Source organism: Runella limosa DSM 17973, from assembly GCF_000482465.1.
In the GTDB taxonomy this organism is placed as follows: Bacteria; Bacteroidota; Bacteroidia; order Cytophagales; family Spirosomataceae; genus Runella; species Runella limosa.
The window spans coordinates 672,566-685,120 of the sequence record NZ_KI519420.1; the positions used below are offsets into that span (position 1 = coordinate 672,566).

General features: G+C 47.7%; 6 protein-coding genes. 5 read left to right on the forward strand and 1 reads right to left on the reverse strand.

The features are described 5' to 3' along the window. Positions 1-27: 27 nt before the first annotated feature. Positions 28-2,616, reverse strand: coding sequence for a TonB-dependent receptor (locus K339_RS0112750; protein WP_037300261.1), 2,589 nt, complete (start codon positions 2,614-2,616; stop codon positions 28-30). Positions 2,617-2,827: 211 nt separating this feature from the next. Here K339_RS0112750 and K339_RS0112755 point away from each other — a divergent pair, with 211 nt between their 5' ends. The 5 genes from K339_RS0112755 (at position 2,828) to K339_RS0112775 (ending at position 12,548) form a co-directional block, all read left to right on the forward strand. Next, the gene (locus tag K339_RS0112755; protein ID WP_037300264.1) at positions 2,828-6,673 is read left to right on the forward strand and encodes a PVC-type heme-binding CxxCH protein; all 3,846 of its coding nucleotides are present in this window, start codon (positions 2,828-2,830) and stop codon (positions 6,671-6,673) included. Between the two features lie 68 nt (positions 6,674-6,741). After that, positions 6,742-9,138: a TonB-dependent receptor gene (locus tag K339_RS0112760; RefSeq protein ID WP_028523927.1), complete on the forward strand. Its 2,397-nt coding sequence runs from the start codon at positions 6,742-6,744 to the stop codon at positions 9,136-9,138. A gap of 132 nt (positions 9,139-9,270) precedes the next feature. Further along, positions 9,271-9,855, forward strand: coding sequence for a Crp/Fnr family transcriptional regulator (locus K339_RS0112765; protein WP_051397987.1), 585 nt, complete (start codon positions 9,271-9,273; stop codon positions 9,853-9,855). 239 nt (positions 9,856-10,094) lie between these two features. After that, complete coding sequence (locus tag K339_RS33570) at positions 10,095-11,381, forward strand: parallel beta-helix domain-containing protein (RefSeq protein WP_037300267.1); 1,287 nt, start codon at positions 10,095-10,097, stop codon at positions 11,379-11,381. 66 nt (positions 11,382-11,447) lie between these two features. Further along, positions 11,448-12,548, forward strand: coding sequence for an SO2930 family diheme c-type cytochrome (locus tag K339_RS0112775; protein WP_028523929.1), 1,101 nt, complete (start codon positions 11,448-11,450; stop codon positions 12,546-12,548). The last annotated feature ends 7 nt before the right edge of the window (positions 12,549-12,555 follow it).

The following is a 12,555-nucleotide window of genomic DNA, read 5'->3' on the forward strand; positions in this document are numbered from 1 at the left end:
TCTACGTGATTAAGTGATTGCGCAGAATTAGAAATTAAAACGAAGTTTACCAAAGAAAGAGCGACCCACGTAGCCCATTTGTACAGATTCGTACATGCCTCCCGTTTCGCTTTCGTTGGGGTTGTGGTTGTTGGTATAAGTGCCAAGTAGGTTGGAGCAACCGAGGATTAACCGAGTACCTTTTTTGAGCAAAAATCCGACGGAGGCATCAGAAATAATACGGGCGTTGTAGATGTTTGAGATGTAATTTCCTTGGTCGTCTTGGCCGTGGCTTTTGATGTCAATTTTGGAAAAACCAATAAAACGAAGGTTTGCATTAAACTTGGGTTGTTGAAGGGCAAAAGTTAAATTGAATTTATATTTTGGCGCAGCGTATAAAACGTAAGACTGATCACGTTCCGAAAAATAGTAGTCTTCTTTGCCTGCCAAAGACGCCGTTGTGTTGATTTTTCCCAAAGACAGGTGGTTATAATTCATGGAAAACATCGTTTCGAGTTTTCCTTTTTCACCAATTTCTGAAAAAGCCGTTCCTACAATGTCCACCCCATAACTTTGTGTACTCAAGGCGTTGGTGAAAAATAAGGCCGATTTTACGTCCAAAGGTTTGAGGTATTTGGCAAGATCGGGGTCGTCTTCGCTAAAATCTCCTGTCAATAAAATACGGTTTTTGACCGACACATAATAACCGTCCACGGTTAGGCTAAAGTTGGTATTGGGCTTAAAAACAGCACCTGCACTGGCGTTGATGGCGGTTTCTTGCTTGAGTGGCTTGACTCCAAGGGCGCGCGTAATGGAGCTATTGTTGGCAGCCAGTACTTTTTCAAATGAGACTCCATCCACAACGTCGTTGAAAATAGAGCTAAAATGCGACTGGGCCAACGAAGGCGCGCGGAATCCCGTACTGGCTGACCCTCTGAGGGCGAAGGTTTCATTTACTTTCAGTCGAAATGAAACTTTGGCATTGAGGGCATTTCCAAAATCGCTATACCGCTCAAAACGAGTCGCAAAAGTGGCTAATAGCGAGCGCGTAAGGTCGGTTTCTAGGTCGGCATAAGCACCAAAATTGGTACGGACAGCATTCACTTCGTTGTCGGGTCGATAGCCTGGGAATGTCTGAGCGCCGCCAGGCAAATCGGCGGCGTTGGGGTATTTTTTCCAAGAAGCTTCTTCACCTGCAAACACGTAATAGTCTTCAACCCGTAATTCTGTGCCCAATGCTACGTGGGTCGTACGCAGGCCATTCCGAAATTTGCGCGTCAGGTGCGCTCCTGTCACGTTTTGCAATAACCCAAAGCCACCTGCATCAAACGACCGAGGGGAATTGGCTCCCAACGACGCGTTGAGGGTATTGGCAACGGTATAGTGCATTTGGTTTTGGCCAAAAGTATTGTTGATGTCAAAGTTCCAAGCATTATTGGTTTTGGTTTTGACGCCTACCGAAAGCGTTCCATCCCAAATTTGTGACAAAATACGGGGTTCAAAACCATTGGGATAAATTGCTTTGATGTTTCGTTCGTTGTCGGCCTCATATGTCCAAGAATTAGCATCCGTACTGCGTGACTGTACCCCACCAAAAGCATAGAAAAATAGTTTTTTCTGACGGTTAAAAGGCGCTTCAGTGTTAAAATACACACTATAACTGTTCACTTTGGCATCGCCAAACTTAGCACGAGGTACTTCATTATAGGCACTGCTCGAAGGCCGATACAAACGCCCTCGGCCTATATAATCGGCGGTTACATCAAAAAAACCGTCGTTTTTAAGTACTTTCCCGTAGTGCAAACTGTAGTTTTGAGAAAAGCCGTCTCCTTGGTCGGTAATGCTGTGGTTGGTATTGACTTTTAGTCCATTGGTGCTAGATTTCAGTACAATGTTAATAACGCCTGCAATGGCATCTGAACCGTACTGGGCACTGGCGCCATCGCGTAATATTTCGACGCGGTCAATCGCCGCTACTGGAATGGTGTTGAGGTCGGTAGGAGTATTTCCACGGCCTGTGGTTCCAAACAAGTAAATAAGCGAAGCTTGGTGCTTACGTTTACCATTGATAAGTACCAAGACTTGGTCTTGTCCAAGCCCCCGCAAAACCGACGGGTCAACGTGGTCGGCACCATCCGAACCCGACTGGCGGTTGGAGTTGAAGGAAGGGAGTACAAAATGGAGTAGTTGGCTCAAATCCAACTGTCCAAAAGCATCGGCAAACTGCTCAATTTTGAGGTTGTCGATGGCCACGGGGGTGTCCGTGTACGTGCGGGTATTGGCGTCGCGCGTGCCGACCTCGGTTTCTTCCTGCGTCAGGTCACTCGAAACGCGCATGGAGATGTTGAGTTGATAATCAACAACGCCAAAACGAATAAGGGTGCGGTAGGTGACGTAGCCTGGCATTGTAACTCGGACAAAATACTCACCTCGGCTGACGGGGATACTGTACCTTCCGTCGCGCCTTGTGGGGGCTGAGACATCAAGTCCTTCGACTGTAACCTGGGCTCCAATGAGGGGTTTCCCTGTTTGATTTTCATACACGCGCCCCGTGAGTTGTTGGGCAATGACGGTAGAATAGGCAATAACGAGCAAGAGTAAAGTTGTAATAACTTTTCGGGTAGAGAATAGCAGCATGATGGATTAGAGTAGTGTTGAGGTCAATAATTTCTACTTTGTTAAAGTGGTATTTTATGGGTTACGTCTTGACTTTGGTATATGTCTCATTTTTGAGCCACCTAAAAAGTAGCGTTATATTAAATCAATTGTTTGAAAATAACAATGATTTGTAGAAGGAACATTTTGTATTTGAATGCTTTTAAGAATAAATAGACTTAATTCAATAGATATGAAGAGATTATCTGCGTTTTTGGGATTTATTTTATGTTTGTTAATAGGAATGGCATTCGTTCCAAAGGAAAAACAACAGCTGAAAACTCCGCCAAAAAAGTCGGTGTTACATGCTGTTTACGACTCAAAAAACTCGACCATTTCGGTGGCTCGTTTAGGTATAAAGCAGTCGATTTTGGTACAAAATGTAAAACCCGACCATCGCCCTTATCTACATCCGATTATCGCCCCCGACGGGAAAGGGATTCTAACGGAGTACAGTCCGGGTCATCACAAACACCAAACTGGAATTTACTGGGGCTTTACGCGGGTCAACGGCCGCGATTATTTCCATCATCCCGAAGGCGATTATTGGCGTAAAGTTTCGGCCAAGGTCATCAAAGCGCAGGGAACAGAAGTGAAATGGGAAACGGTCTATGACCTGCTCGACGACAAAGGCAATGCCGTACTGACCGAAACCCAGACGTGGGTGATGCGGGAGCAGGATGGTCGCTATTTGCTGGATTTGGAATGGGCGGGAGAAGCCCAAACCGACGTGACCATCGGTAAGTACGACTACGGCGGATTGTTTGTACGGATGCCGTGGAAGCAAGGTATCAAAGGAGAAGTAGTCAATGCCGCGCGTCAGAAAAATGAGAAGGCCGAAGGGCAGCGCGCGGGCTGGGTTGATGTGGGAATGCAAATAGAAGGTCGTTCCGATCTGGCACACATTGCGGTGCTCGACCATCCCGAAAACAAGGGCTTCCCGCAGCATTGGCGGGTGGACGGGCAGTTGGGGATTGGCCCTGCCAAAGCGCGCCTGAGCGACTGGCAGATTCCGAAAGGCAAGGTAGAGGTCATTAAACACCAATTGGTGATTTATACGGGTGAGCTCAAAGATGTGAAAATGAACAACACGTGGAGCGATTACAGCGGACAGGAAATGATGTACTCGTTGTGGGGAATTGCGCAACAGGAAGGACGGGATGCAAAGTTTCTGACGCCCGAAGAAGCCGTTGCCAACATGACCCTCAAGGAAGGATTTAAGGTAAATACGTGGGCGTCGGAACCGATGATGACGCAACCGATGGCGTTTTGCTGGGATGATCGGGGGCGGCTCTGGATTGCCGAAAACCGTGATTATGAATCGCGGGGAAGCGGTTTTTCAAATGCTGGAAACAGCCGTATTCTGATTCTGGAAGATACCAACCACGACGGCGTAGCTGATACCAAAAAAGTGTTTCTGGAAGGCATCGCCTTTCCTGCGGCCATGGCGGTGGGTTTCGACGGGTTATATCTGGGCGCTCCACCAAACTTGCTCTTTGTACCTGATCGTAACCACGACGACGTGGCCGACATGAACGATATTGAAGTACGCCTGACGGGCTGGGGAATTCGTGACCGCCACGAAACGCTGAACAGCCTGCATTGGGGGCCTGATGGCTGGTTGTACGGTTGTCAGGGTTTTGCAACGCCGTCGAAAGTGCGTAAACCGACGGGAAAAGGAAAACTGTACCGCCACAAAGACCCGTTCCCCGAAGATATTCTGCAAGGCGAAGGGGTGGATATCAACGGTGGCGTGTGGCGCTATCACCCGACAAAAGACAAGTTTGAAGTGGTGGCGCATGGATTCAGCAACCCGTGGGGAATAGACTACAATGCTAAAGGTCAGCTGTTTATCAGCGCCTGCGTTATTCCGCACATGTGGCACATCATTCTGGGCGGAATTTACCACCGTCAAGGGGGACAGCACTTTAACCCTTACATCTACAGCGATATACGAACCATCGCCGACCATAGCCACCGTTCGGCGCACGGTGGGGCGCGGGTGTATCAGTCGGACGCGTTTCCTGAGGAGCACAAAGGGCGGATTTTTATGGCTAACATCCACGAACACGCTGTCCTTTCGGACGTACTTGAGCCTCGGGGTTCTGGATTTGTGGCCAAACACGGCGACGAATTGTTGATGGCCAACAATGCCCAATGGGTGGGATTCAGCATGGAAGTAGGCCCCGACGGCGGTTTGTACGTGCTCGATTGGCACGATGCCGATATTTGTGGAAAAGAAGTTGTCAACGGCGAAACGGGACGGATTTTCCGAATTATGCCCAAAGAATCACTGGCTAAAAACTGGGACGGACGCTACGACGATTTGTCAAAACTCTCGGATAAACAACTAGCAGCCTTACAAACCAGTCCGAGCGATTGGCACGCCCGCCGCGCACGGGTGATTTTGCAGGCGAGAGCAGTGAAGGGGTTGATTGCCGCCGATGCGGTAACGGAACTCCAGACAATTTATCGGGAACACGCTAATGCCGATATTCGCCTGAAAGCAATGTGGGCATTGCACGTAACCAACCGTTTGTCGGTCAATGATTTGCAGGCATCACTGGCCGACAAGGACGAATACGTTCGGGCGTGGGCAATTCAGTTGTTGTGCGAAGATAAAGCTCCGAACGCGGCGGCATTGAGCGCATTTGCAAAAATGGCCAAAGATGACTCTTCGCCCGTCGTGCGGCTGTATTTGGCATCGGCCATGCAGCGAGTGGACACCGAAACGGCGTGGAAAATAGCGGAGCAGTTGGCCAAACACGGGGAGGATTCGGAAGACCATAATTTGCCCAAAATGATTTGGTTTGGACTGGAACCTTTGGTGAAAACCAACCCACAACGCGCGTTGGCAATTGCGGAACAAGCACAGGTACCGTTGGTTTCGAAATACATTGCCCGTCGGTTGATTGACGCCAACTCACCCGAGAGCGTAGTCGGAGCGTTAATCAACGTTGACAAAGGTAAAGGCAAGCCAAACGTCATCAGCATGTTAGAAGGGATGCGCGACGGTTTAGAAGGTAGGTTTGACCTGAAAGCGCCCGCTAACTGGGCTGCTTTGTATGCGAAACTGAAACAAAGCGGCGGAGAAATGGCGCAATTGGCCTTGCAGATTGCCCAACGTTTTGGCGATACTGAAGCCACGCAAAAGTCGATGGTGACGCTCAAAAACAAAAATGCGCCGTTGGTACAGCGGCAGCAGGCGTTACAGGCCATTGCTGTTCGCAAGCGCGAGGAACTGGTGGCCGAAATTCCCGCCTTGCTCAACGAACCAAAACTGCGTTTAGATGTGATTCGGGCCATCGCTGATTATGACAAAGAACCGCTGGCTAAGTTGCTGATTACGAATTATAAAGACTTCAATGTTTCGGAAAAACAACAGGCCATTCAAACCCTGTCGTCGCGACCTAAATACGGCTGGCAGTTGACGCAAGCCCTTAAAAATCAGACCATCCCTAAGCGGGATGTGCCCCCGTATGCTGCGCGTCAATTGCTGCGGGTAGTCGGAAGTGGTTTTATTGAGGTGTGGGGGCCTATCGAACAAGAGCCATCGCTGGAAAAATCGTACGCCAAATACCAGCGAATGATTACCGAAAAAGCCGTGGCAACTGCTAACCCAGTGAAAGGAGAGGTTGTTTTTCAGCGAACGTGCGGTAGTTGCCACAAAATGTACGGCAAAGGCGGTAACATCGGCCCCGATTTGACAGGCTCCAACCGCGCCAGTCTTGATTACCTGTTGTTTAATGTGTTGAACCCAAGCGGTGAAATTCAGGACGACTACAAACTCGTGGTCGTCACTACCCGCGACGGACGAACCTACTCAGGCAACGTTATCGCCGAAAACGAACGTCAGCTGACGATGCGGATTGTGGGGCAAGACGCCGTAGTGGTCAATAAATCCGCGATTCAGTCGCGGGAAGTCATGCCAACCTCACTGATGCCCGTCGGTTTATTCGACAACCTCACCGAGCAGGAAGTGCTTGATTTGGTCAAGTACCTGCGTTCGGTAAAAGGCGAAAAACAAGCGAAGAAATAAGATTTTCCCCTCCCGAAAGTTCAAACTTTCGGGAGGGGAGGTCAAAGCTACTTATCCCCCTACGTCCTATGCGAAAATACCTTTCCCTGACTTGTTTGCTCCTAGTGAGCAGCTGTTTAAGTGTATTGGCACAAACTAAGACGCAGACCATACGCGGGCACGTGATTGACCGTGTCAATCGACAGCCGATGGTCGGCGTGTCGGTCGTAGTGGTTGGGACAACGCAAGGTACTCAGACCAATGCGCTGGGAGAATTTGTATTGTCCAACGTGCGTATCGGACGGACGTCCGTAAAGTGCTCAATGGTGGGATACGAAGACTATACGACAGAGGAATTTATCCTGAACTCTGTGCGGGAAGTTGTGTTGAACGTTGAATTGAAAGAAAACCTCTACAACTTACAAGAGGTAAAAGTCGTATCATCCCAAAACCTCAGTCGGCCTGTCAACGACCTCGCGTATGTCAGTGCGCGTTCGTTTACGGTCGAAGAAACCGAGCGGATTCCTGCGTCGGTCAACGACCCAGGGCGGATGGCGTTGGCGTACCCAGGTGTAAAAGCGGGACGCGATGAAAACGAAAACAAAATCATCGTACGGGGCAACTCTCCCTTTGGTATTTTGTGGCGTTTGGAGGGAATCGACATTCCCAATCCCAATCACTTTGCCCAGCCAGGTTCGGGAGGGGGAGGAATTTCGGTATTCAGTGCTCAGTTGCTCGGCCGCTCCGATTTTTTTACGGGAGGAATGCCCGCCGAATACGGGAATGCGTTATCGGGGGCTTTTGACATTCGTTTTCGAGAAGGAAACCAACAAAAACGAGAATATCGGGCTAAAGTTGGGGTATTGGGGTTGGATTTTTCAACCGAGGGAGCGATTAAAAAAGGCCGTTCGTCGTACTTGGTCAACTACCGTTATTCGACGTTGGGGCTGCTGAGTCAGATGGGTTTTTATTTGGTGGGCGAACGCGTCACGAACCTGTTTCAAGATTTATCGTTCAACTTGGCTTTTCACAGCAAAAATGGCAAACGTACGACCACGGTATTTGGATTAGGGGGACTGAGTGAAGAACACTATATGCCCGTAGAACCTGCCGAAAAACGAGTAGCTGGCAAAGCTGATAACTGGGAAGACCGCGTCCGACCTGCCAACATGGGGGCGTTGGGCGTGACCCACACGGCCAATCTCAGCGAAAAATCGTCGATAAAATACGTCGTGGCGGTGATTGGAAGCGGCATTAAACGCAACTCAGATACGCTCAATTTGCAGAATGTACGCTTTCGGTACGATACCCAGCAGTACGATGAGTTTCGGCTAGCAGCCACTGCCGCTTATAATTATAAATTTGATGCCAAAACGCGCCTAAAGGCAGGGCTTATTGCCAATTATATCAAATTTTCATTCTTCAAAGAAACCGCTCCGCGCGCTTCCGTGACCGATATTAATGTTATCAATGCTGGGCGTCAGCAGTCGGTGAATGGGAAAGGAACGACCCAAACGGTACAAGCCTACGCCCAAATTGTCCGTAACCTTACCGACCGATTGGTGATGAATGCGGGGCTTCATTCGATGTTTTTGACCTTAAATAATACAACTTCGCTGGAGCCACGTTTATCGTTTCAGTACCGTTCGCCCAAAGCCCATACGGTGAGTTTGGCTTATGGCCTTCACAGTCAATTGTTGCCGATGAGTACCTATTTTTACCTCAAAAAAGACACCATTGCGGGTAAAATTGTGGAATCTTATCCCAATAAAAATGCAGCTTTTCCGCGTTCACATCACCTGATTTTAAGCTATAATTACGTCACTCCGAGCTTATGGAAGTTGTCGACCGAAGTATATTTACAATTATTGCGAAAAGTACTCGTAGAGCCTACCGCAAGTTCGGCGTATTGGATGCTTAATGGCGCGGATGGCTTTCCTGAATTTACAACGGTGGCGAAAGGAAAAGGGAAAAACTACGGTATCGATGTGTCGGTCGAGCGGTTTTTCTCGAAAAAATACTATTTGCTTATCACAGGTTCATTGTTTAACTCAACGTACCAAACCGCCGACGGTAAAACGTACAATTCGGCCTTCAACGACCGATTTAGCACTGCGTTGACTTTTGGGCGAGAGTTTACGTTTAAAAATGGTTCGGTATTTCAACTAGGCGCTCGTTCGATGTACAACGGCGGGTACCGTTATACTCCGATTGACGCGGCGGCCTCGGCTAAAGCCAAGCGTTTTGTCCCGCTCGCAGGCGCTGATTATGCTGCCCAAGCACCTGCATATTTCCGCGTTGACGGTCGGGTGTCGTACCGTTCCAACCGCAAAAAGTACGCAACGGTGCTTTCACTCGATGTCCAGAATGTGACTAATTATATCAATTACACCAGCACCAGCTACAACGTCGCGACCAATACCCTCGAAGCCCGCCGCGCTGGAAACGGATTTGTCCCAGTGTTGAGTTATCAAATTGATTTTTAGGGGCTTGTGTGTCGTTGGTAGTCGATTCTTGTCCGTATAAAAGGTATGAAACTTTCTTTGTGAGCTTTGTACAAATACATAGTGTTCTTAGTGGTTAAAATAAATTGAATGCTGAAACTGAGGGCTCTTGCGATGGAATCGAGACAAGACTTTATTACTTACTTAGAAGGTTTTATTCCTTTGTCGTCGGAAGCGAAAACGGCATTATTGGACGCATTGCAAGTACGGCAATACGCTAAGCGTGAGCATATTGTGCCGCTAAACGGGGTCAACGATGTCATTTCTTTTATTGCCAAAGGGTGTGTGCGAGAATATTACCTCAACAACCAAGCGGAAGAGGTGGTGGTGTGGTTTGGGATTGAAAACGACATCGCGGTGTCTTTGCCAAGTTTCATAGCCAAACAGCCTAGTCATACTGCCCTTCAGGCGATAGAACCTACCAACGTAATTCAGCTGAGTCGCGAGGGATTATATCAGCTTTACGACCGATTTCACGAGATTGAGCGTTTGGGGCGCATCATTGCGGAACATTATTTGATGAATAGTGATTCGTATATCCAAGAACTTCAAACCCAAAATGCGGCCGAACGTTACCACAACTTAATGGCGCAAAAACCACAAATCCTACAACGGGTACCATTATCCATGATTGCTTCTTTCTTAGGAATCAGCGGTGAAACTTTGAGTCGAATCCGTGCTAAACGAGCAAATTATTGATTTTTAGTTGCTTAGGTTTTATGTTTTGCGTCAGAGACGTAGTGCCATTGTGACCCAAATGATAATTTGGGTCAAGTTCACAAGCTCGTCCCGACATAATGTCGGGACGAAATCGGTACAAAGTCTCTGACTTTATGCTACACGGGCAAATAATTACGATTTTTTGACAAATGTCAAGGAACAGTCTCCCTATAACACTCTATTTTTGTCACACAACCACTAAACCCATTGCCTGTACCATGAACTTCTTAAAAACCCTCGTTGGAGCTGCTATGGTCGTAGCTTTACTTACTGCCTGTGGCTCCCAAGAAACCCAAAAAAGTAAGTTAGACATTGCTTCTTTGCCAAAAGCTACGCCCGAACAAATGGAGGCGTTGGTTGCGAAGTTTATTGAAGCAAAAGAAGGCGAGACCATTGAAATTCCTGAAGGGTTTTACGAAATGAATACCCAATTGATTTTAGATAAAGTTAATAAGGTGACCATCAAAGGGGCAGGAATGTACAACACCGTGATGTCGTTTAAAAATATCAAAACGGGCGGTGAAGGGATGAAAATAGCGGGCGATGGGATTACGCTTCAAGATTTTACGGTGATGGATGCCCCTGGGGATTGCATCAAAACGCAACATTGCAACAGCATTACTTTTCGTGGGGTCAACACGACTTGGACCAACGATAAAAACTCCAAAAACGGTACTTACGGCATTTATCCCGTTCAATGCAAAAATGTACTGGTAGAAAAATGCGAGGTTTCGCACTCGCGCGATGCGGGGATTTACGTAGGGCAGTCCGAAAATATCATTGTACGCGACAACTACGTGTTTGAAAATGTAGCAGGCATTGAGATTGAAAATTCGGACAATGCCGAAGTGTATAACAACCTCGCCGAAAACAACACAGGAGGAATTTTGATTTTCAATTTGCCAGGTTTACCCAAAGCCTTTGGGTCGCGTACGAAAGTATATAACAACACGCTCAAAGAAAACAACCATGAGAACTTTGCCGAAGTAAGCAACGGTCAAAATGGCAATGCCGTTACGATGATTCCTCCTGGGAGTGGGATTATTGTGTTGGCGGGAAATGAGGTAGAGATTTTTAACAACAAAATCTTGAACCATAAGACGTACTCGATTGCGATTGCGAGCTATCACATTACCGAATTGCCCATTCCGAATCACCCAGGTTGGTCACCATTTACCACCAACGTGTCGGTGCATGACAATACGTTTGAGCGAACATTCGGGGTGCCTGACTTGACCAAAGAAATGGGGAAATTGGTGGCGGCGAAGTGTTTTAAGTCGCAGGATGTGATTTATGACGGAATCATCGACGAGAAAAAGGGAAAATCGGCGGAGCAAAACCCCATGAATATTTGTATCAAGGAAAATCAAAAGGATTTTCGGTTTTCGCGCTTCTTAATTCCTGCCAGTGGGGCAGTGACTGAGATTGAGGTCTTTAACGATGTCAAGCCGTTTGCGGCGTGTAATGTAGAGGTGAAAACGGATGTGAAGAACCTAAGCCTATAAGGTTCTCGAAACCTAAACCTATAAGATTTTTAAAACCTTATAGGTTTGAGATTAATACTTTAAACTATGTTCAAATCAAAACCCCTCTGGCTAGCGCTGGTAGCAATAACCCTAAGTTGGTTGTACAGTAGTTGTAGGGTGCAAAACCAAGCAACGGCGCACCCTTCTCAATTAAATTTTAGCGAATTTCCCTTGAAAAAACTGTCAGACTACGGATTTTACAAGGGCGAGCTAAAACAATTGACTCCCAACGACAACGTGCTCGAATACGAGCCCATAGCGACATTATTTACCGATTATGCCTTCAAAAAACGCTTTGTGTGGATGCCAGAAGGAACGTCGGCGACGTTTGATGTCAACCAACCCAACGAGCCCCTCGATTTTCCCGATAAAACGATTTTGGTCAAAAACTTTTACTATCCACATGATTTCTCTAAACCAACGGGCGAGCGACGAATTTTAGAAACTCGCCTTTTGGTAAAAGATCAAGGAACTTGGAAAGCCTATCCGTATCGTTGGAACGATGCCCAAACCGAGGCTGATTACAAAATTACGGGCGAAACGATTCCCGTAAGCTGGAAAGACGAAGCAGGGCAAGCGCATCAAATCAATTACGCCATTCCTAACAAAAATCAGTGCAAAAGCTGCCACAATCGGAAGGATGTTTTTATGCCTATTGGGCCAAAAATCAAGCAGTTGAACCACGAGCTCGCGTACCAAGACGGGAAAGAAAATCAGTTGACACGTTGGCAAAAAGTGGGTTACCTGAAGGCCAAAGCCGAAGACATTGCGAAAGTAGTGCCGTTGGTAAGCATGAACGATGCGAAGGCATCACTCGGTGAGCGTGCTCGGTCGTACTTGGATGTCAACTGTGGGCATTGCCACCACGCCAATGGTCCCGCTTCTACCTCAGGGCTTTACCTGAACGTTGAAGAAAAAGACCCGTTTCATTGGGGCGTGATGAAATCGCCCGTCGCAGCAGGAATGGGAGCAGGGCCGTACCGATTTGACATCAACCCAGGAAAAGGAAAAGAGTCGATTTTGACGTACCGTATGAACTCCGTACATCCAGGCGTAATGATGCCTGAAATTGGCCGAGTGAGCATCCACAAAGAAGGCGTAGCGCTCATTGAACAGTGGATTGATGGGTTGGGGAAGGGGAAATAGGAGATAC

Coding starts and splice junctions, on each gene's coding strand:
- K339_RS0112750 (WP_037300261.1), bottom strand. CDS start 2,616: ATGCTGCTATTCTCTACCCGAAAAGTTATTACAACTTTACTCTTGCTC.
- K339_RS0112755 (WP_037300264.1), top strand. CDS start 2,828: ATGAAGAGATTATCTGCGTTTTTGGGATTTATTTTATGTTTGTTAATA.
- K339_RS0112760 (WP_028523927.1), top strand. CDS start 6,742: ATGCGAAAATACCTTTCCCTGACTTGTTTGCTCCTAGTGAGCAGCTGT.
- K339_RS0112765 (WP_051397987.1), top strand. CDS start 9,271: ATGGAATCGAGACAAGACTTTATTACTTACTTAGAAGGTTTTATTCCT.
- K339_RS33570 (WP_037300267.1), top strand. CDS start 10,095: ATGAACTTCTTAAAAACCCTCGTTGGAGCTGCTATGGTCGTAGCTTTA.
- K339_RS0112775 (WP_028523929.1), top strand. CDS start 11,448: ATGTTCAAATCAAAACCCCTCTGGCTAGCGCTGGTAGCAATAACCCTA.